21 protein-coding genes are annotated in these 19202 nt (G+C 54.7%); 14 read left to right on the top strand and 7 right to left on the bottom strand.

All coding sequences use genetic code 11. The features are described 5' to 3' along the window. Positions 1 to 15: 15 nt before the first annotated feature. From cyoB to ACJ9Y9_RS05290, 5 genes are all read left to right on the top strand, one after another. Entirely contained in the window at positions 16 to 2007 is a 1992-nt protein-coding gene (gene cyoB / locus ACJ9Y9_RS05310) for a cytochrome o ubiquinol oxidase subunit I (RefSeq protein ID WP_028017646.1), read from the top strand. After that, the gene (locus ACJ9Y9_RS05305; protein WP_028017647.1) at positions 1997 to 2611 is read left to right on the top strand and encodes a cytochrome o ubiquinol oxidase subunit III; all 615 of its coding nucleotides are present in this window, start codon (positions 1997 to 1999) and stop codon (positions 2609 to 2611) included. The genes cyoB and ACJ9Y9_RS05305 overlap by 11 nt, the downstream gene beginning before the upstream one ends. After that, positions 2611 to 2937, top strand: coding sequence for a cytochrome o ubiquinol oxidase subunit IV (locus ACJ9Y9_RS05300; protein ID WP_028017648.1), 327 nt, complete (start codon positions 2611 to 2613; stop codon positions 2935 to 2937). The genes ACJ9Y9_RS05305 and ACJ9Y9_RS05300 overlap by 1 nt, the downstream gene beginning before the upstream one ends. 11 nt (positions 2938 to 2948) lie before the next feature. Further along, complete coding sequence (gene cyoE / locus ACJ9Y9_RS05295; protein ID WP_028017649.1) at positions 2949 to 3836, top strand: heme o synthase; 888 nt, start codon at positions 2949 to 2951, stop codon at positions 3834 to 3836. A 149-nt stretch (positions 3837 to 3985) separates the two neighbouring features. Beyond that, a complete protein-coding gene (locus ACJ9Y9_RS05290) occupies positions 3986 to 5347 on the top strand; it encodes an MFS transporter (RefSeq protein WP_028017650.1) in 1362 nt (453 codons plus the stop codon). Between the two features lie 32 nt (positions 5348 to 5379). Here the strand turns inward: ACJ9Y9_RS05290 and ACJ9Y9_RS05285 are convergent, their stop codons facing one another. Further along, positions 5380 to 5871, bottom strand: coding sequence for a YajQ family cyclic di-GMP-binding protein (locus tag ACJ9Y9_RS05285; protein ID WP_028017651.1), 492 nt, complete (start codon positions 5869 to 5871; stop codon positions 5380 to 5382). 121 nt (positions 5872 to 5992) lie between these two features. Between ACJ9Y9_RS05285 and panE the strand changes: the two genes are divergently transcribed. Both panE and yajL read left to right on the top strand, forming a co-directional pair. Beyond that, entirely contained in the window at positions 5993 to 6904 is a 912-nt protein-coding gene (gene panE, locus ACJ9Y9_RS05280) for a 2-dehydropantoate 2-reductase (protein ID WP_028017652.1), read from the top strand. Continuing rightward, on the top strand, positions 6867 to 7460 hold the full coding sequence (gene yajL / locus ACJ9Y9_RS05275) for a protein deglycase YajL (protein ID WP_028017653.1): 594 nt from the start codon (positions 6867 to 6869) through the stop codon (positions 7458 to 7460). The genes panE and yajL overlap by 38 nt, the downstream gene beginning before the upstream one ends. Before the next feature lie 93 nt (positions 7461 to 7553). Here the strand turns inward: yajL and thiI are convergent, their stop codons facing one another. Beyond that, positions 7554 to 9002 carry a tRNA uracil 4-sulfurtransferase ThiI gene (gene thiI, locus ACJ9Y9_RS05270; RefSeq protein WP_028017654.1) on the bottom strand — a complete coding sequence of 483 codons (1449 nt, stop codon included), beginning with the start codon at positions 9000 to 9002 and terminating at the stop codon, positions 7554 to 7556. Positions 9003 to 9193: 191 nt separating this feature from the next. Between thiI and xseB the strand changes: the two genes are divergently transcribed. The 5 genes from xseB (at position 9194) to ACJ9Y9_RS05245 (ending at position 13483) form a co-directional block, all read left to right on the top strand. After that, entirely contained in the window at positions 9194 to 9436 is a 243-nt protein-coding gene (gene xseB, locus ACJ9Y9_RS05265; protein WP_008503331.1) for an exodeoxyribonuclease VII small subunit, read from the top strand. Next, positions 9437 to 10336, top strand: coding sequence for a (2E,6E)-farnesyl diphosphate synthase (ispA, locus tag ACJ9Y9_RS05260; protein WP_028017656.1), 900 nt, complete (start codon positions 9437 to 9439; stop codon positions 10334 to 10336). 24 nt (positions 10337 to 10360) lie between these two features. Beyond that, a complete protein-coding gene (dxs, locus tag ACJ9Y9_RS05255; RefSeq protein WP_028017657.1) occupies positions 10361 to 12223 on the top strand; it encodes a 1-deoxy-D-xylulose-5-phosphate synthase in 1863 nt (620 codons plus the stop codon). A gap of 64 nt (positions 12224 to 12287) precedes the next feature. Continuing rightward, positions 12288 to 13262, top strand: coding sequence for an aldo/keto reductase (locus ACJ9Y9_RS05250; RefSeq protein WP_028017658.1), 975 nt, complete (start codon positions 12288 to 12290; stop codon positions 13260 to 13262). 89 nt (positions 13263 to 13351) lie between these two features. After that, positions 13352 to 13483: a hypothetical protein gene (locus tag ACJ9Y9_RS05245; RefSeq protein ID WP_255659901.1), complete on the top strand. Its 132-nt coding sequence runs from the start codon at positions 13352 to 13354 to the stop codon at positions 13481 to 13483. Between the two features lie 263 nt (positions 13484 to 13746). Here the strand turns inward: ACJ9Y9_RS05245 and thiL are convergent, their stop codons facing one another. The 5 genes from thiL to nrdR all read right to left on the bottom strand — a co-directional run bounded on the left by thiL (position 13747) and on the right by nrdR (position 17352). After that, positions 13747 to 14718 carry a thiamine-phosphate kinase gene (gene thiL, locus ACJ9Y9_RS05240; RefSeq protein WP_028017659.1) on the bottom strand — a complete coding sequence of 324 codons (972 nt, stop codon included), beginning with the start codon at positions 14716 to 14718 and terminating at the stop codon, positions 13747 to 13749. A gap of 77 nt (positions 14719 to 14795) precedes the next feature. Beyond that, complete coding sequence (gene nusB / locus ACJ9Y9_RS05235; RefSeq protein WP_006809908.1) at positions 14796 to 15215, bottom strand: transcription antitermination factor NusB; 420 nt, start codon at positions 15213 to 15215, stop codon at positions 14796 to 14798. Positions 15216 to 15236: 21 nt separating this feature from the next. Then, positions 15237 to 15707: a 6,7-dimethyl-8-ribityllumazine synthase gene (gene ribE / locus ACJ9Y9_RS05230; protein ID WP_006176874.1), complete on the bottom strand. Its 471-nt coding sequence runs from the start codon at positions 15705 to 15707 to the stop codon at positions 15237 to 15239. Between the two features lie 87 nt (positions 15708 to 15794). Continuing rightward, positions 15795 to 16898: a bifunctional diaminohydroxyphosphoribosylaminopyrimidine deaminase/5-amino-6-(5-phosphoribosylamino)uracil reductase RibD gene (gene ribD, locus ACJ9Y9_RS05225; RefSeq protein WP_028017660.1), complete on the bottom strand. Its 1104-nt coding sequence runs from the start codon at positions 16896 to 16898 to the stop codon at positions 15795 to 15797. Between the two features lie 4 nt (positions 16899 to 16902). Next, positions 16903 to 17352 (bottom strand): transcriptional regulator NrdR, encoded by a 450-nt coding sequence (nrdR, locus tag ACJ9Y9_RS05220; RefSeq protein WP_008503337.1) that lies wholly within the window; start codon positions 17350 to 17352, stop codon positions 16903 to 16905. Between the two features lie 151 nt (positions 17353 to 17503). Between nrdR and ACJ9Y9_RS05215 the strand changes: the two genes are divergently transcribed. Then, positions 17504 to 18043 (top strand): DUF3251 domain-containing protein, encoded by a 540-nt coding sequence (locus tag ACJ9Y9_RS05215; protein ID WP_028017661.1) that lies wholly within the window; start codon positions 17504 to 17506, stop codon positions 18041 to 18043. A gap of 267 nt (positions 18044 to 18310) precedes the next feature. After that, positions 18311 to 19195, top strand: a complete 885-nt coding sequence (locus tag ACJ9Y9_RS05210; protein ID WP_028017662.1) for a nucleoside-specific channel-forming protein Tsx — start codon at positions 18311 to 18313, stop codon at positions 19193 to 19195. Positions 19196 to 19202 lie beyond the last annotated feature (7 nt).

Here is a 19202-nt window from a genome sequence, read left to right as displayed (position 1 = left end):
GGGCCGAGGAAGAAAATGTTCGGAAAATTGACACTGGATGCAGTGCCATACCATGAACCCATTATCGTGGTTACGGTGGCTGCAATTATCATTGGTGGTGCGGCTTTACTGGCCTTAATCACTTACTTCGGTAAGTGGAGCTACCTGTGGAATGAGTGGTTGACTTCGGTTGACCACAAAAAACTCGGTATCATGTACTGCATCGTCGGTATCGTCATGTTAATTCGTGGCTTTGCGGATGCGATCATGATGCGTAGCCAGCAGGTGCTTGCCTCTGCGGGTGAAGCGGGCTTCCTGCCGCCTCACCACTACGATCAGATCTTTACCGCCCACGGCGTTATCATGATCTTCTTCGTGGCGATGCCGCTGGTTATCGGTCTGATGAACGTTGTCGTTCCGCTGCAAATCGGCGCGCGCGACGTTGCATTCCCGTTCCTGAACAACCTGAGCTTCTGGTTCACGGTTGTTGGCGTAATCCTGGTTAACCTGTCACTGGGCGTGGGCGAGTTCGCTCAGACCGGCTGGCTGGCTTATCCACCGCTTTCGGGAATTGAATACAGTCCTGGCGTAGGTGTTGACTACTGGATTTGGGCGATTCAGCTCTCCGGTATCGGTACAACCCTGACCGGTATTAACTTCTTCGTGACTATTATCAAGATGCGTGCCCCTGGCATGACGATGTTCAAGATGCCAGTATTTACCTGGGCATCTCTGTGCGCCAACATCCTGATTATTGCCTCCTTCCCAATTCTGACCGTCACCGTCGCGCTGCTGACCCTGGACCGCTACCTGGGCACCCATTTCTTTACCAACGATATGGGTGGCAACATGATGATGTACATCAACCTGATTTGGGCCTGGGGTCACCCGGAAGTGTACATTCTGGTTCTGCCTGTCTTCGGTGTGTTCTCCGAAATCGCAGCGACCTTCTCACGTAAGCGCCTGTTTGGTTACACCTCTCTGGTGTGGGCAACCGTGTGTATTACCGTGCTGTCGTTCATCGTTTGGCTGCACCACTTCTTCACCATGGGTGCAGGTGCGAACGTAAACGCCTTCTTCGGTATCACCACCATGATTATCGCCATCCCGACCGGGGTGAAGATCTTCAACTGGCTGTTCACCATGTACCAGGGCCGCATCGTGTTCCACTCAGCAATGCTGTGGACCATCGGCTTCATCGTGACCTTCTCCGTGGGTGGGATGACCGGCGTACTGCTGGCGGTACCGGGTGCTGACTTCGTACTGCACAACAGCCTGTTCCTGATTGCGCACTTCCATAACGTTATTATCGGTGGTGTGGTCTTCGGTTGCTTCGCTGGCGTCACTTACTGGTGGCCAAAAGCGTTCGGCTTCACGCTGAACGAGACCTGGGGCAAACGTGCGTTCTGGCTGTGGATCATCGGCTTCTTCGTAGCGTTCATGCCGCTGTATGTGCTGGGCTTCATGGGTATGACCCGTCGCCTGAGCCAGCAGATTGACCCTCAGTTCCACCCAATGCTGGTTGTTGCAGCCTGTGGTGCGGCGCTGATTGCACTGGGTATCGCATGCCAGCTGATTCAGTTCTACGTTTCTATTCGCGACCGCGATCAGAACCGTGACCTGACCGGTGACCCATGGGGTGGCCGTACGCTGGAGTGGGCGACCTCTTCTCCACCTCCGTTCTATAACTTTGCCATCGTGCCACACGTTCACGAGCGTGACGCATTCTGGGAAATGAAAGAAAAAGGTGAAGCGTACAAGCAACCTGCTCATTACGAAGAGATCCATATGCCGAAAAACAGCGGCGCGGGCATTGTGATTGCCGCTTTCGCAACGGTGTTTGGTTTCGCAATGATCTGGCACATCTGGTGGTTGGCGATTGCGAGCTTCGCTGGCGTCATCATTAGCTGGATTGTGAAGAGCTTTGACGAGGACGTGGACTACTACGTACCAGTCCGTGAAGTCGAAAAACTGGAAAACCAGCATTTCGACGAGATTTCTAAAGCGGGGCTGAAAAATGGCAACTGATACTCTGGCGCACTCAACTGCCCACGCGCATGAACATGCGCACCACGATACAGGACCGACCAAAGTCTTCGGTTTCTGGATCTACCTGATGAGCGACTGCATTCTGTTCTGCTGTCTGTTCGCGACCTATGCCGTTCTCGTGAACGGCACAGCGGGCGGCCCGACTGGCAAGGACATCTTTGAACTGCCGTTCGTTCTGGTTGAAACCGCACTGCTGTTATTCAGCTCTATCACCTACGGTATGGCGGCTATCGCCATGTATAAAAACAACAAGAGCCAGGTTGTCTCCTGGCTGGCGTTGACCTGGCTGTTTGGTGCTGGATTTATCGGGATGGAAATCTATGAATTCCATCACCTGATTATGGAAGGTTTCGGGCCTGATCGTAGTGGCTTCCTGTCCGCGTTCTTCGCGCTGGTCGGTACTCACGGTCTGCACGTAACCTCAGGCCTGATCTGGATGGCGGTACTGATGTTCCAGGTATCCCGTCGCGGCCTGACCAGCACTAACCGTACCCGTATCATGTGCCTGAGCCTGTTCTGGCACTTCCTGGACGTGGTATGGATCTGTGTGTTCTCTGTTGTCTATCTGATGGGGGCGATGTAATGAGTCATTCAACCGATCATGGCGCTTCCCACGGTAGCGTAAAAACCTACATGACAGGTTTTATCCTGTCGATCATCCTGACGGTGATCCCGTTCTGGATGGTGATGAGCGGTTCTGCTTCTCACGCGGCGATTCTGGGCACCGTCCTGGTTACCGCAGTGGTTCAGATTCTGGTGCATCTGGTTTGCTTCCTGCACATGAACACCAAGTCCGATGAAGGCTGGAACATGACGGCCTTCGTCTTTACCGTGATTATCATCGCTATCCTGGTAGTCGGTTCCATCTGGATTATGTGGAACCTCAACTACAACATGATGGTTCACTAAGAGCGGCGAGTATGTTTAAGCAATACCTGCAAGTAACGAAACCAGGCATCATCTTTGGCAACCTGATCTCCGTGATCGGAGGGTTCCTGCTGGCCTCTAAAGGCAGCATTGATTACACCCTCTTTATCTACACGCTGGTCGGTGTGTCACTGGTTGTTGCGTCCGGTTGTGTATTTAACAACTACATCGACATGGATATCGACAAGAAGATGGAAAGGACCAAAAATCGGGTGCTGGTGAAAGGCCTGATCGCCCCTTCCGTCTCGCTGGTGTACGCCACCTTGCTGGGTATTGCTGGCTTTATGCTGCTGTGGTTTGGTGCTAACCCACTGGCCTGCTGGCTGGGGGTGATGGGGTTCGTGGTATATGTGGGCGTCTACAGCCTGTATATGAAACGCCACTCCGTCTACGGCACGCTGATTGGTTCTCTCTCCGGCGCTGCGCCGCCGGTGATTGGCTACTGCGCGGTCACGAACGAGTTCGACAGCGGTGCAGCTATCCTGCTGGCTATCTTTAGCCTGTGGCAGATGCCGCACTCCTATGCCATCGCGATTTTCCGCTTTAAGGATTATCAGGCAGCGAACATCCCGGTTCTGCCGGTCGTGAAAGGCATCTCCGTTGCCAAGAACCACATCACGCTGTACATCATCGCTTTTGCCGTGGCAACGCTGATGCTCTCTCTGGGCGGCTACGCTGGATACAAATATCTGGCAGTAGCGGCCGCAGTGAGCGTCTGGTGGCTCGGTATGGCGCTGCGCGGTTACAAAGTGGAAGATGACAAAGTCTGGGCGCGCAAACTGTTTGTGTTCTCGATTGTGGCCATCACCTCGCTGTCCGTGATGATGTCCGTAGACTTCATGGTGCCTGAATCACACAACCTGCTGACTTACGTCTGGTAAGCCACAACAGGTGAATAAAGGGGTGCTTCGGCACCCTTTTTTATTCACTGAATCTATTAATAACGCATGTAATATTTGTTAAATAACCCTTTATTTACCCCGCCCCTTCCCCGCACTACACTATGGCCTGCTTTTGAACTGAGGTGGTAATGAACGATTATAAAATGACGCCAGGCGAGCTACGCGCGACCTGGGGCTTAGGGACTGTCTTCTCGCTACGGATGCTTGGCATGTTTATGGTCCTGCCTGTTCTGACCACGTACGGTATGGCGCTGCAGGGAGCCAGCGAGGCGCTGATTGGACTCGCAATCGGTATCTACGGTCTGGCGCAGGCGGTATTCCAGATCCCGTTTGGCCTGCTCTCTGACCGGGTTGGACGAAAACCGCTGATTGTCGGTGGTCTGCTTATTTTTGTTCTCGGGAGCGTCATTGCCGCCCTCTCCCACTCCATATGGGGCATTATTCTTGGCCGAGCCTTGCAGGGTTCCGGTGCGATAGCTGCTGCGGTGATGGCACTGCTGTCAGATTTAACCCGCGAGCAAAACCGCACCAAAGCCATGGCGTTTATCGGCGTAAGCTTTGGCGTCACCTTTGCGATTGCGATGGTGCTCGGCCCCATTATTACCCATGCACTCGGCCTGCACGCCCTGTTCTGGATGATTGCCGTGCTGGCGACAATCGGTATCGCCTTAACACTATGGGTGGTGCCAGACAGCAAAAACCACGTTCTCAACCGTGAATCTGGAATGGTAAAAGGCTGCTTCAGCAAAGTGATTGTCGAGCCTCGCCTGCTCAAGCTCAATTTTGGCATTATGTGCCTGCATATCCTGCTGATGTCGACCTTTGTCGCCCTGCCAGGCCAGCTTGCCGCGGCGGGCTTCCCGGCCGCTGAGCACTGGAAAATCTATCTGGTCACGATGCTGATTTCGTTTGTCTCCGTCGTACCGTTCATCATCTACGCCGAAGTGAAGCGCAAGATGAAGCGCGTCTTCGTGGGCTGCGTGGCGGTACTGCTGATTGCCGAGATTGTACTCTGGGGCTCAGGCCCGCACTTCTGGGAACTGGTAGCGGGTGTGCAACTCTTCTTCCTGGCGTTTAACCTGATGGAAGCGTTGCTGCCGTCGCTTATCAGTAAAGAATCTCCTGCGGGTTACAAAGGCACGGCGATGGGTATTTACTCCACCAGCCAGTTTATCGGCGTGGCAATTGGCGGTTCGCTTGGCGGCTGGGTGGATGGTCTGTTTGACTCACAAACCGTGTTCCTTGCGGGCGCGCTGCTGGCCACTGTCTGGCTGCTGGTCGCCAGCACCATGAAAGAACCGCGCTACGTCAGCAGTCTGCGAGTAGAAATTCCGGATGATGTTGAGATCAACGACGCACTCAAACAGCGTCTTGAAACCACGGAGGGGGTAAGCGAAGTGCTGATCGCCCCGGAAGAGCGCAGTGCCTATGTCAAAATAGACAGTAAGATAACTAACCGCTTTGAAGTCGAGCAGGCACTCAAAGCCTGAAAAAATGCCCGGTCTGACCGGGCATTTTCGTCTTAATCGCGGAAGTTTTTAAACTGGAACGGTTGCCCCAGATCGCCGCCACGCACCAGCGCCATTACGGACTGCAAATCATCACGGGATTTGCCCGTTACACGAATTTCTTCGCCCTGGATCTGCGCCTGCACCTTCAGCTTGCTGTCTTTGATGAGCTTAACGATCTTCTTCTGCACCGCGCTCTCAATGCCCTGCTTCAGTTTGGCTTCGACAAACCAGTTTTTACCGCTGTGCACAAACTCTTCCGGCACATCCAGAGATGTTCCTTCAATGCCGCGCTTTAACAGCTTGGCACGCAGAATGTCGAGCAGCTGATTTACCTGGAAATCAGACTCGCTCAGCACCTTAATGGTCTTATTTGCATCGTTCAGCTCAAACGTTGCCTCAACGCCACGAAAATCGAAACGTGACTCAACTTCGCGGGTTGCGTTCTCTACGCCGTTGCGAACTTCCTGGATATCAACTTCGGAAACAATATCGAAAGATGGCATCTTTTCTTCTCCCTTCACTTTTGTTGCGTTGCATAATACCCGCTACGAGGCATAACTCAACAGAAGCTTAGCTGTATAATTAAGCTGTAACACCTGGCGCAGTTGCAGGTGAGGAGGAACAATGAAAATTACAGTGCTCGGATGCGGAGCGCTTGGTCAGCTGTGGCTGACCGCGCTGTGCAAGCACGGACATGAGGTTCAGGGCTGGCTGCGCGTGCCCCAGCCCTATTGCAGTGTAAACCTGATTGGTGAAGACGGAAGCATCTTTAATGAATCTCTCACCGCGAACGATCCTGACTTCCTGGCGCAAAGCGACCTTTTACTGGTTACGCTCAAGGCATGGCAGGTTTCAGACGCCGTAAAAGCACTGGCCGCTCAGCTCCCCCCCACATCCCCTGTTCTGCTGCTGCATAACGGCATGGGGACGCTTGATGAGCTCAAAAGCATCCCGCAGCCGCTGCTGATGGCGACGACCACGCACGCTGCACGTCGCGACGGTAATATCATCGTACATGTCGCCAGTGGGGTGACGCATATCGGCCCTGCCAGGGCACAGGATGGCGACTTCAGTTATCTGGCAGACGTACTGCAGAAGGTGTTGCCGGACGTGGCCTGGCATAACAATATCCGTCCTCAGCTGTGGCGCAAGCTGGCCGTAAACTGCGTGATTAACCCGCTCACGGCGCTGTGGGATTGCCCTAACGGCGAGCTAAAAAACCATCCGCAAGACGTCGCCGTCCTATGTGCGGAAGTCGCGGAGGTCATTGAGCGGGAAGGCTTGCATACCTCGGCAGAGGATTTACGCTATTATGTCGAACAGGTTATTGATAGTACTGCAGAAAATATCTCCTCGATGTTGCAGGATGTTCGGGCATTACGCCACACTGAAATCGACTACATTACCGGCTATCTGCTAAAACGCGCCCGCGCACACGGTATTACGGTGCCGGAAAACGCCCGTCTGTATGACCTGGTTAAACGTAAGGAGAGTGAATATGAGCGCGTCGGCACTGGTCTGCCTCGCTCCTGGTAGCGAAGAGACAGAAGCGGTCACCACCATTGATTTGATGGTGCGCGGCGGTATTAAGGTGACAACCGCCAGCGTCGCCAGCGACGGTAATCTGGCAATCACCTGCTCACGCGGGGTAAAAATCCTCGCGGATGCCCCGCTGGTGCAGGTGGCCGATGGGGAATACGACATCATCGTCCTGCCTGGTGGCCTGAGGGGCGCAGAGTGTTTTCGCGACAGCCCGCTGCTGGTCGAAACCGTGCGCCAGTTTCATTTATCCGGCCGTATCGTCGCGGCAATCTGTGCCGCCGCCGGAACGGTTCTGATTCCGCACGATATCTTCCCCATCGGCAACATGACCGGTTTCCCGGGGCTTAAGGATACGATCCCGGAAGAGCACTGGGTGGATAAACGCGTCGTCTGGGACCCGCGCGTCAACCTGCTCACCAGCCAGGGGCCCGGCACCGCGATTGATTTTGGCTTAAAGATTATTGACCTGCTGGTCGGGCGTGAGAAGGCGTACGAAGTAGCGTCATCGCTGGTGATACCGGCGGGGATTTATAACTACTATGAAGAGTAGTGCATAAAAAAGCCGGGTGGCGGCTACGCCTTACCCGGCCTACAAATGCACGGTACCGTAGGCCCGGTAAGCGAAGCGCCACCGGGCGAGAAACTACGGGCGATACACCTTCACATTCGCAAAGCCCTGCTCGCGCAGATACAGCGCCTGCAGACGGCTCATCACCCCACGCTCACACCACAGCAGGTAGGTTTTGCTCTGGTCGAGGTCGCCAAATTTGGTGCTCAGCTTGTAGAACGGCAGAGAAACCACTTCGACGCCTTCAACCTGCAGCGGCTTGTCATCCTGCTCATCAATGGAGCGAATATCCAGAATTGCATCGTTAGCGCCGAAACCGCTCACGGTTTCAACTTCTACGACTTCCTGCTCGGTCTGCTGGGCAATCTCGCGGATATCAATGTTGGACGCTTCCGCCACCACTTTTTCCAGGATGCTAAAATCGAAGTTCTCTTCTTCCGCTTCGATCTTCGCCTTAACCGCTTTCACCGTTGGGCTTTTTGAGATCACGCCGCAGTATTCCGGCATGGTACGGGCAAAATCTTCAGTACCGATTTCGCGTGCCAGATCGATGATGTGCTCTTTATCGTGGGAGATCAGCGGACGCAGGATCAGCGTATCAGACACGTTGTCGATAAGACGCAGGTTGGTCAGCGTCTGGCTGGAGACCTGGCCCAGCGCTTCACCGGTGACCAGCGCCTGCACGCCGTAGCGCTCAGCCACTTTGGATGCTGCACGCACCATCATACGCTTCAGCACCACGCCCATCTGACCGTCGTCGACTTTCTCAAGGATTTCGCCGACCACAGGTTCGAAGTTAATCGCGACGAAACGCACCCGGTGAGAGCTGCCGAAGCGGTTCCACAGATAATGCGCAACCTGACGAACGCCGATTTCATGCGCCGCGCCGCCCAGGTTGAAGAAGCAGTAGTGCACGCGGCAGCCGCGACGCATCAGCATATAGCTGGAGACGCCGGAATCGAAGCCACCCGAGATCAGAGACAGCACATCTTCCTGAGTACCGATTGGGAAACCGCCAATACCTTCGTAACGACCTTTCACCAGCAGCAGACGATCGTTTTCGATCTCCAGGTTAACGGTTACGTCCGGGTTGGTCAGACGCACGCGCGCAGACTCGACGTGCTGGTTCAGACCGCCGCCAACGTAACGTTCCACTTCAATGGAGCTGAATTCGTGCTTGCCGCGACGCTTCACGCGCACGCAGAAGGTTTTGCCTTCAATCTGGTCGCGGTACTGCACCAGCGCTTTTTCGAAGATGTCATGCAGGGAGGTGAAAGGAACATCTTCCACTTCCAGAATATGGTGGATGCCCGGAATACGGGTCAGCGCGTCGCGGATATCCTGACGCTTGTTTTCGTCTTTCGCGCGGACTTCAACGTGGTCCCAGTGGCGCACCACGGCAAGGGTTTCGTCGTAGTGCTTTAATACGTTACGAATGTTCCCGGTGAGAATTTTAATAAAGCGCAAACGCACAGATTGGCTTTTGATGGTGATTTCAGGGAACAATTTAATGATAAACTTCATGGCGGCAATGTTTCTTAGGCAAGCTTATAAGGCTTGTAATGGAAAAATACAGCAGCCCCTATAACCGAAGGCTGCTTCCAGGCGCGCAAGTATACCACCATCGCGCCGCTCCTGTGCACATTGCGCGTTATTTGATAATTGCCCTGAGTCCGTTACCATGTCGGGGCTGAGAATATAAGAGTCAATTCACTATGCCGAAGAAGAACGACGCACCAGCCAGTTTCGAAACTGCGCTGAGTGAACTGGAGCAAATCGTTACCCGCCTTGAGAGCGGCGATCTCCCGCTGGAAGAGGCACTCAACGAATTCGAGCGTGGCGTGCAACTGGCACGTCAGGGGCAGGTCAAACTGCAGCAGGCCGAACAGCGTGTGCAGATCCTGCTGTCCGATAGCGAAGATGCTAAAACCACGCCTTTTACACCGGACGCCGAGTAAATGGATTTTGCCAACGAGCTTCAGGCATGCGTCGCGCGTGCCAACGATGCGCTGCGCCGTTTTATCGAGCCACAGCCTTTTCAGAACACTCCACTGGTTGAAGCCATGCACTATGGCGCACTCTTGGGTGGAAAGCGCCTGCGCCCATTCCTGGTCTATGCCACAGGCAATATGTTTGGTATCAGCGAAAACACGCTGGACGCCCCGGCAGCTGCCGTTGAGTGTATCCATGCCTACTCACTGATCCACGATGATTTACCGGCAATGGACGATGACGACTTACGTCGGGGTCAGCCTACCTGCCATATCAAGTTTGGCGAAGCAAATGCCATTCTGGCGGGAGATGCCCTGCAAACGCTGGCATTTTCGATTCTGAGCGATGCACCGATGGCTGAAGTGGCCGATCGCGACCGCCTGGCAATGATCTCCGAACTGGCCATGGCCAGCGGCGTGGCCGGTATGTGTGGGGGGCAGGCACTGGATCTGGACGCCGAAGGACGTCAGGTTAATCTGGAACAGCTGGAGCGTATTCATCGCCATAAAACAGGGGCATTGATTCGTTCCGCCGTTCGCCTGGGCGCACTGAGTGCGGGTGAGCAAGGGCGCAAAGCCCTGCCGATTCTGGACAGATACGCAGAAAGTATCGGTCTGGCATTCCAGGTTCAGGATGACATTCTGGATGTGGTGGGCGATACTGCAACATTGGGTAAACGTCAGGGTGCGGACCAGCAGCTTGGCAAAAGTACCTACCCCGCCCTGCTGGGTCTTGAGCAAGCCCAACGTAAAGCCCGGGATCTGATAGAGGATGCCCGCCAGTCGCTGAATCAACTGGCCGCGCAATCACTGGATACTTCGGCACTGGAAGCGCTAGCGGACTATATAATCCAGCGTGATAAATAAACACACTATCTCGATGAGCCTTTGATGAGTTTTGATATTGCCAAATACCCGACACTGGCGTTAGTTGACTCCACCCAGGAGTTACGTCTGTTGCCGAAAGAGAGCCTGCCGAAGCTGTGCGACGAGCTGCGTCGTTACCTGCTCGACAGCGTAAGCCGCTCCAGCGGCCATTTCGCCTCCGGGCTTGGCACGGTTGAGCTGACCGTGGCGCTACACTATGTCTATAACACGCCGTTCGATCAGCTCATCTGGGACGTGGGTCACCAGGCCTATCCGCACAAAATTCTGACCGGGCGTCGCGATAAAATTGGCACCATTCGTCAGAAAGGCGGCCTGCATCCGTTCCCGTGGCGCGGTGAAAGCGAGTATGACGTGCTGAGCGTCGGCCACTCCTCCACGTCAATTTCCGCGGGTATCGGGATTGCCGTCGCTGCCGAAAAAGAGAACAAGCAGCGCCGCACCGTCTGCGTGATTGGCGACGGGGCCATCACTGCCGGTATGGCCTTTGAGGCCATGAACCACGCGGGTGATATCAAGCCAGACATGCTGGTTATTCTTAACGATAACGAAATGTCGATTTCTGAGAACGTCGGCGCGCTGAACAACCATCTGGCGCAGTTGCTCTCGGGTAAGCTTTACTCCTCGCTGCGTGAAGGCGGGAAAAAAGTCTTCTCCGGCGTACCGCCGATCAAAGAACTGCTCAAGCGTACCGAAGAACACATCAAAGGCATGGTTGTACCGGGTACCCTGTTTGAAGAGCTGGGCTTTAACTATATTGGCCCGGTTGACGGACACGACGTGCTGGGGCTGGTGTCAACGCTCAAGAACATGCGGGATCTTAAAGGCCCGCAGTTCCTGCACATCATGACCAAAAAAGGGCGTGGCTACGAGCCAGCGGAAAAAGATCCGATCACCTTCCACGCGGTACCGAAATTCGACCCGTCCAGCGGCTGTCTGCCAAAAAGCAGCGGCGGCATGCCGAGCTATTCAAAAATCTTCGGCGACTGGCTGTGCGAAACCGCGGCAAAAGACAACAAGCTGATGGCGATCACCCCGGCCATGCGTGAAGGCTCCGGCATGGTGGAGTTCTCCAGAAAATACCCTGACCAGTATTTTGACGTTGCCATTGCCGAGCAGCACGCGGTGACGTTTGCAGCGGGCCTGGCGATTGGCGGCTACAAACCGGTTGTCGCGATCTACTCCACCTTCCTGCAGCGCGCTTACGATCAGGTGATCCATGACGTTGCCATTCAGAAGCTGCCTGTGCTGTTTGCTATCGATCGTGCGGGCATCGTCGGTGCGGACGGACAGACACACCAGGGGGCTTTTGACCTGTCGTTCCTGCGCTGTATCCCGGATATGGTCATCATGACGCCATCCGACGAGAACGAATGTCGTCAGATGCTGTTTACCGGCTACCACTATCAGGACGGCCCAAGCGCGGTTCGCTACCCACGCGGTAATGCGGTAGGCGTTGAGCTGCAACCGCTGGAGAAGCTGGCGATAGGTAAAGGTCTGGTGAAGCGTCGCGGTGAGAAAGTGGCGATCCTGAACTTCGGCACATTGATGCCAGAGGCAGCGAAAGTGGCTGAAACGCTGAATGCCACTCTGGTGGATATGCGCTTTGTGAAACCGCTCGATGAATCCCTGATCCTGAACATGGCAGAAACCCATGACGTGCTGGTGACGCTGGAAGAAAATGCCATCATGGGCGGCGCGGGCAGCGGCGTGAACGAGGTGCTGATGGCGAATCGTAAAGCCGTTCCGGTGCTGAACCTCGGTCTGCCGGATCACTTCATTCCGCAAGGTACTCAGGACGAAGCCCGCACGGCGATTGGCCTGGATGCCGCAGGTATCGAAGCAAAAATCCGCTCCTGGCTGGGCTGATCCCTCCCCCTGTTCTGCTCCTGCTATGCTTAAACGTATTGTTTAAAACAGCAGGAGTGGAACCATGCAATACACAACATTAGGAAAAACAGACCTTAAGGTTTCCCGACTTTGCCTGGGGTGCATGACCTTTGGCGAGCCTGACCGGGGCAATCATGCCTGGACGCTGCCGGAAGAGAGTAGCCGCCCTATCATCAAACGCGCCATCGAAGGTGGTATTAACTTCTTTGACACCGCCAACAGCTACTCCGACGGCAGCAGCGAGGAGATTGTCGGCCGTGCCCTGCGCGATTTTGCCCGTCGTGATGAAATTGTGGTCGCCACCAAGGTGTATTATCCGGTTGGCGATCTGGCTCAGGGCCTTTCTCGCACGCAGATCCTGCGTTCTATTGATGACAGTCTCAGACGCCTGAACATGGATTATGTCGATCTGCTGCAAATTCACCGCTGGGATTACAACACGCCGATCGAGGAGACGCTTGAAGCGCTCAACGACGTGGTGAAAGCGGGTAAAGCACGCTACATCGGCGCCTCATCAATGCACGCGTCGCAGTTTGCACAGGCGCTCGATCTCCAGGCACAGCATGGCTGGGCGCGTTTCGTCACCATGCAGGATCACTACAATCTGATCTATCGCGAAGAAGAACGTGAGATGCTGCCGCTGTGCCATCAGGAGGGCGTGGCGGTGATCCCGTGGAGCCCGCTGGCGCGCGGTCGTCTGACCCGTCCGTGGGGGGAAACCACGGCCCGCCTGGTATCGGATGAAGTGGGAAAAAATCTGTATGAAGGCACAGAGGCCAGCGATGCGTTGATTGCAGAACGTTTAGCCGGGATTGCTGACGAAACCGGTGCAACCCGGGCCCAGGTGGCGCTGGCGTGGCTGCTGGGTAAACGCGGGGTTGCGGCACCCATTATTGGAACATCGCGGGAAGAACAGCTTGATGAACTGCTGAATGCGGTGGACATCACGCTGACGCCGGAGCAGATTGCCGAGCTGGAGACGCCATATCAACAGCATCCGATGGTGGGGTTTAAGTAAGCCCTCACCCTGACCCTCTCCCGGTGGGGTGAGGAATCCCCAGTAATTTTTTTTAACCGGAAGCGATGAATATTGCTTCAGGAAAATTAATGGCTTACAGCGATGTCTGGTCCGGCTGTAAATCGCCGAAGCGTTTCCGTAAGGCCGGGGCGAGGCGCAGGGATGCGCCGAGAGGGCGTGGCCTGCAGGGATGCAGGCTCATGCCCGACCCGATAGCCTGAAGGAATAAGCTGAGGGTACCGCGAAGCGGCGATTTACCGCCGGGAGCCCGGGTCGCCAGGGCGGCGGCGATTGAGCCGCCCTGGCACGTTCACAGATCATGCTGTTACAGAGTAGCAATGAACATAAAGTGAACGGAATGACCACCAGATCCGTATGTTCCCCCTCACCCCAGCCCTCTCCCTCAAGGGAGAGGGGGGTCGTCCGTGCTGGTATTATTTTGTGGGGATCCCTCAGCCCGGTGGGAGAGGGGAAAAAAGCAAACTTACGCGAAGTGATCGTATCCTTTCCAGTCCAGCGTAATGGGCGTACCGTCTCTCACAAACTTCAGCCCTTCGCTCTCCGGCATGATCTGCCCGATGCAGGTAAATTTCGCGCCGAGATGCGCTAACGCCACGTCCAGCGTTCCACGGTTGAGCTCAGGCACCGTGAAGCACAGCTCGTAATCTTCTCCACCGGAGAGCGCCCAGCGCAGCGCCTGCTCAGGATCCACATGGCGAAGCAGTGGCTCTGACAGCGGGAAGAGATCCAGGTCAACACGCGCACCCACGCCGCTGGCCTTCAGAATATGACCGAGATCTGAGATCAGTCCGTCAGAGAGATCGATAGCCGAACTTGCCCGCTCGCGCAGCGCCTGACCGTGCAGAATACGCGGTGTTGGCCGCAAATGGCGTTTCACCAGATATGCCGCGTCGTCAGCATCCTTCACGGTTAAGCGGTCCTGGAGGATCGCCAGCCCCGCGGCGCTGTCGCCCGGCGTACCGGTCACGTAGATCCAGTCGCCGGGTTTTGCACCCGATCGTTTCAGCGCGCGACCGAGCGGCACATAGCCGTGGATTGCCAGCGTCATCGACAGCGGCCCGGCAGTGGTATCACCGCCAATCAACTGCATATCGTAATAGTTGAGCTGCTCAAACAACGCATCGCTAAAGGCTTCAAGCCAGACTTCATCTACCTCTGGCAGCGTCAGAGCCAGCGTCAGCCACGCGGGATCGGCGCCCATTGCCGCCAGATCGCTCACGTTGACGGCCAGCGCTTTAAACGCCAGATCGGCAGGATCGATATCCGGTAAAAAATGACGTCCGCACACTAAGGTGTCGGTGCTGATTGCCAGCGTCTGTTTTTCGGGAATATTGAGAAGTGCGCAGTCATCGCCAATGCCGGTTTCAACATCAAGACGAGAGGTTCTGACACGGTCGAAATAACGGGCAATCAGGGAGAATTCGCCGCATGCCATACGTTATGCCTCAGCAAATAAAAGAAAAAACCGGAGCCGCACTGCCCATCAGGCAATGCAGAACTCCGGTTTGCGGATCACTTTTTGTGGGGACGGATCGCAGGTGCTGCTTTATCAAGTACGCCGTTTACAAACTTGTGGCTGTCTTCAGCGCCGAAGGTTTTCGCCAGTTCGATCGCTTCGTTGATGGCCACTTTATACGGCACATCATCACGTTTAGACAGCTCAAACAGCGCAATGCGCAACACTGCTTTTTCAACCTGACCCAGCTCTTCGAGCAGACGGGACAGGTAGGGCTTCATCAGACCATCGAGATACGCGCTATTAGTCGCCACTCCCGACAGCAGTTCACGGAAGTACAGAACATCGACGTCTTTTACGTCCTGTTCTGACAGGAACTGGTATTCAACATCAGCGATGTCGTTCTGGGACAACTGCCAGGAGTAAAGTGCCTGGACGGCACATTCACGGGCGCGGCGACGAGCAGCAGGTTTCACGGAATTCCCCTTACAAAAAAATCAGGCCTTGATGGCTTTCAATACATTGATCATTTCAAGCGCGGTCAGTGCAGCTTCTGCACCTTTGTTACCGGCCTTAGTGCCAGCACGTTCGATGGCTTGTTCAATACTTTCGGTGGTCAGCACGCCAAACGCGACAGGAATTTCAGCATCCTGCGCAACGTGAGCCAGACCATTGCTTGCACCGCCCGCAACGTATTCGAAGTGCGCAGTGCCGCCACGAATAACGGTACCCAGAGCAATCACCGCGTCGTATTTACCGGTTTTTGCCAGCGCGCCTGCTGCCAGTGGCAGTTCGTAAGCACCTGGAACCCAAACAACGGTAATGTTGTCATCTTTAACCTGGCCGATACGTTTCAGGGCGTCAATGGCACCTTCCAGCAGGCTGTCGTTGATGAAGTTGTTGAAACGCGCAATGGTGATGGCGACGCGAGCGTCCGGGGTAGCTACAGCAGCTTCAATAATGTTCATACTCTTCCTTTACGGGTTCATTTGGCCCCGCAGGGGGGCGGATTTTATCATAATACTTTGCGCACTGCTTCCCTATTTCAGGAGCAATTACGCTGTCGTTAAATGGAGGCAGACATCCGGACCCACCGGACGAATCTCGCTAAATTTGAGTTGTGGTGCATCGGCCAGTTTTTCAAGCCCGGGCAGCACAAACAGGCCACGCGCGTCGCTACCCAACAGTTTAGGCGCAACGTAAACAATCAGCTCATCCACCAGCCCAGCCTGTAAGAGCGCACCGGCGAGCGTTGGCCCCGCTTCTACCCAGATGCTGTTTACCTGTTGTTTGCCAAGTAACATCATTAGCACCACGAGATCCAGATGCCCGTTATGCTCCGGCACCATGATGCTGCGCACGCCTTCCGGCCAGTCACGTGAATCTTCTTTAGTGCGCGCAATCCAGGTTTCACCGGGCTGCTGCACAATGCGGTGTTCAGGTGTGACGCGGTTCTGGCTATCTATGACAATACGCAGCGGCTGACGCAGGTTCTCCTGCGGGTAAAGCGCCTGGGTATCGGCATTCAGTTCGTTCCAGCGCACGGTCATGGCGGGATCGTCAGCCAGAACGGTTTCACTGCTGGTGAGGATAGCATGGCTTTGCGCACGCAGACGTTGCACATCGCGCCTTGCCTGCGGAGAGGTGATCCACTGGCTCTCACCGTTCGCCATTGCCGTGCGACCGTCCAGAGAGGCGCCCAGCTTAAGTTGGATATACGGGAACCCGGTGCGCATGCGCTTGAGGAAGCCTTTATTGATCGCTTCCGCGTCTTGCATCATCAGCCCATGGCTGACGTCAATCCCTTCCTGCTGCAGACGATACAAACCGCGGCCGGCGACCTGCGGGTTCGGGTCCTGCATTGACGCGACGACGCGTGAAACACCCGCCGCAATCAGTGCTTCACAGCACGGTGGCGTACGGCCATGATGGCTGCAGGGCTCCAGCGTGACGTAGGCCGTAGCACCGCGCGCCTTCTCACCGGCCATGCGCAACGCGTACACCTCAGCATGCGGCTCGCCCGCGCGATAGTGAAAACCTTCGCCCACAATCTCGCCATCTTTGACGATAACGCACCCGACATTCGGGTTGGGATGGGTGGTAAAACGCCCGCGCTGCGCCAGCTTCATGGCTCGCGCCATGTAAATCTCATCCTGCATGAGCTTAATCCTGTAAGCGGGCGATCTCTTCGCCAAACTCTTTGATATCTTCGAAACTGCGGTAGACCGAAGCGAAGCGGATATAGGCGACCTTATCGAGCTTTTTCAACTGCTCCATCACCAGGTTGCCAATCATCTTGCTTGGCACTTCACGCTCACCCAAACCACGAAGATAAGATTTAATGTGGTTTAACGCCATTTCAACGTCGTCCGCGCTGACGGGACGTTTTTCCAGAGCCTTCAGCATTCCGCTGCGCAACTTCTCTTCGTTAAACGGCTCTCGCACGTCGTTACTTTTTACCACGCGCGGCATAACCAGCTCTGCAACCTCAAAGGTCGTAAAACGTTCATTACATACCAGACACTGCCGACGACGGCGCACGGAAGACCCTTCGCCTACAAGACGAGAGTCGATGACTTTGGTATCCACAGCGGAGCAGAATGGGCAATGCATACGGTATCCCTGTTATCTGGTTAACTTATTTCATTTTACCCTGATCTGGCCTGACAACAAAGGAAGAGCTTTTTGAGACAAAGGATCTATGTCTGACAGGTGGATGCTGGCTACCATAATGAGGATCCGTTATTTCAAGGAAATAAACGCAATGACAAGACGTTACCTGAAGATTTTGCTGGTGGGGAGCCTCTTCACCCTTAGCGCCTGTGCACAGCAAACCGAAGTTCGCCAGATGAAACAAAGCGTCAATACGCTCAATACGGCAATGGATAAGCTGAATAAAGAAACGGTGAAGATCACCCAACAAAACGCGCTGAACGCAAAATCCAGCAGCGGGGTGTATCTGCTGCCTGGTGCCAATACGCCTGCGCGACTCAACAGCCAGATTGGCACGCTGAAAATGTCACTGGTGAACGTTGCGGCGAATGCAGATGGTACTCGCGCAACATTACGCATCCAGGGTGAATCCAACGATCCCCTTCCGGCCTTCACTGGCACCGTCGAGTGGGGCCAGATCCAGGGCACTACCGAAAGCTACCAGGAAGTGAATGTGAAGAACCAACTATTCACCGCCCCCGCGAGTATACTGGCGCCCAGCGATGTTGATATCCCGCTTCAGCTGAGTGGACTCACGCCAGATCAGTTAGGTTTTATCCGCATCCACGATATCCAGCCCGCCGCGCAGTAACCCCTCCTTCAGCGGAGTGCAATGTCACTCCGCTAACATTTACATTTCGTATGGATTGGCAACATTAATGATTGTCGCTACAATCCCGGCCGTTTAAAGTACGCAAACGTGAACGCAATCGATTACGTGTGTGAGAGATATGTGAAACAACACATATTTTTGTGAGCAGGGATTCCTATAATAGGCACCGCAGAAACACGAAATATTTAGAAACGCAATTCGCGCATTTTTCACTCCCGGAAGGGAATTTCAATCAGTGGCATGATTATGAAAAAAACATTACTTGCAGCCGGCACCGTGCTGGCACTTTCCTCCTCTTTCACTGTTAACGCAGCGGAAAACGATAAACCACAATATCTCTCCGACTGGTGGCACCAGAGCGTTAACGTCGTCGGCAGCTACCACACCCGTTTCGGACCACAGATCCGCAACGATACCTACCTGGAGTACGAAGCATTCGCCAAGAAAGACTGGTTTGATTTCTACGGTTACGTGGATCTGCCGGTGTTCTTCGGTGGTAATACCGATGCGAAAGGTATCTGGAACAACGGTTCCCCGCTGTTCATGGAAATCGAACCGCGCTTCTCCATCGACAAACTGACCGGCACCGATCTGAGCTTCGGTCCGTTCAAAGAGTGGTACATCGCGAACAACTACATCTATGACATGGGTCGCAACGATTCTCAGGAACAAAGCACCTGGTATATGGGTCTGGGTACCGACATCGACACGGGTCTGCCGATGAGCCTGTCCATGAACATTTACGCGAAATACCAGTGGCAGAACTACGGTGCGTCCAACGAAAACGAGTGGGATGGATACCGTTTCAAAGTGAAATACTTTGTACCGCTGACGCAGCTGTGGGGCGGTAATCTGAGCTACATCGGTTTCACTAACTTTGACTGGGGTTCAGATCTGGGTGACGATAACTTCTATGACAACAACGGGAAGCATGCTCGTACCAGCAACTCTATCGCTTCCAGCCACATCCTGGCTCTGAACTACGATCACTGGCACTACTCTGTTGTTGCTCGTTACTGGCACAACGGTGGCCAGTGGAACGACGATGCCAGCCTGAACTTCGGTAAGGGTGACTTCAGCGTTCGTTCTACCGGTTGGGGTGGTTACCTGGTCGTGGGTTACAACTTCTAATCTTGTG

Source organism: Enterobacter sp. CPE_E1241, assembly GCF_045618265.1.
Taxonomy (GTDB): Bacteria; Pseudomonadota; Gammaproteobacteria; order Enterobacterales; family Enterobacteriaceae; genus Enterobacter; species Enterobacter adelaidei.
Note: the sequence above shows the minus strand (reverse complement) of the source record. Positions and strands in the feature narration are given on the sequence as shown.

Bases quoted from the DNA above. Each gene is read 5' to 3' on its own strand.
- ispA (WP_028017656.1), top strand. From the start codon at position 9,437: ATGGATTTTGCCAACGAGCTTCAGGCATGCGTCGCGCGTGCCAACGAT.
- ACJ9Y9_RS05305 (WP_028017647.1), top strand. From the start codon at position 1,997: ATGGCAACTGATACTCTGGCGCACTCAACTGCCCACGCGCATGAACAT.
- cyoB (WP_028017646.1), top strand. From the start codon at position 16: ATGTTCGGAAAATTGACACTGGATGCAGTGCCATACCATGAACCCATT.
- panE (WP_028017652.1), top strand. From the start codon at position 5,993: ATGAAAATTACAGTGCTCGGATGCGGAGCGCTTGGTCAGCTGTGGCTG.
- ACJ9Y9_RS05210 (WP_028017662.1), top strand. From the start codon at position 18,311: ATGAAAAAAACATTACTTGCAGCCGGCACCGTGCTGGCACTTTCCTCC.
- thiL (WP_028017659.1), bottom strand. From the start codon at position 14,718: ATGGCATGCGGCGAATTCTCCCTGATTGCCCGTTATTTCGACCGTGTC.
- ACJ9Y9_RS05245 (WP_255659901.1), top strand. From the start codon at position 13,352: ATGGCTTACAGCGATGTCTGGTCCGGCTGTAAATCGCCGAAGCGTTTC.
- ACJ9Y9_RS05215 (WP_028017661.1), top strand. From the start codon at position 17,504: ATGACAAGACGTTACCTGAAGATTTTGCTGGTGGGGAGCCTCTTCACC.
- xseB (WP_008503331.1), top strand. From the start codon at position 9,194: ATGCCGAAGAAGAACGACGCACCAGCCAGTTTCGAAACTGCGCTGAGT.
- dxs (WP_028017657.1), top strand. From the start codon at position 10,361: ATGAGTTTTGATATTGCCAAATACCCGACACTGGCGTTAGTTGACTCC.
- nrdR (WP_008503337.1), bottom strand. From the start codon at position 17,352: ATGCATTGCCCATTCTGCTCCGCTGTGGATACCAAAGTCATCGACTCT.
- ACJ9Y9_RS05285 (WP_028017651.1), bottom strand. From the start codon at position 5,871: ATGCCATCTTTCGATATTGTTTCCGAAGTTGATATCCAGGAAGTTCGC.
- ACJ9Y9_RS05300 (WP_028017648.1), top strand. From the start codon at position 2,611: ATGAGTCATTCAACCGATCATGGCGCTTCCCACGGTAGCGTAAAAACC.
- ribE (WP_006176874.1), bottom strand. From the start codon at position 15,707: ATGAACATTATTGAAGCTGCTGTAGCTACCCCGGACGCTCGCGTCGCC.
- yajL (WP_028017653.1), top strand. From the start codon at position 6,867: ATGAGCGCGTCGGCACTGGTCTGCCTCGCTCCTGGTAGCGAAGAGACA.
- ACJ9Y9_RS05250 (WP_028017658.1), top strand. From the start codon at position 12,288: ATGCAATACACAACATTAGGAAAAACAGACCTTAAGGTTTCCCGACTT.
- cyoE (WP_028017649.1), top strand. From the start codon at position 2,949: ATGTTTAAGCAATACCTGCAAGTAACGAAACCAGGCATCATCTTTGGC.
- ACJ9Y9_RS05290 (WP_028017650.1), top strand. From the start codon at position 3,986: ATGAACGATTATAAAATGACGCCAGGCGAGCTACGCGCGACCTGGGGC.
- ribD (WP_028017660.1), bottom strand. From the start codon at position 16,898: ATGCAGGATGAGATTTACATGGCGCGAGCCATGAAGCTGGCGCAGCGC.
- thiI (WP_028017654.1), bottom strand. From the start codon at position 9,002: ATGAAGTTTATCATTAAATTGTTCCCTGAAATCACCATCAAAAGCCAA.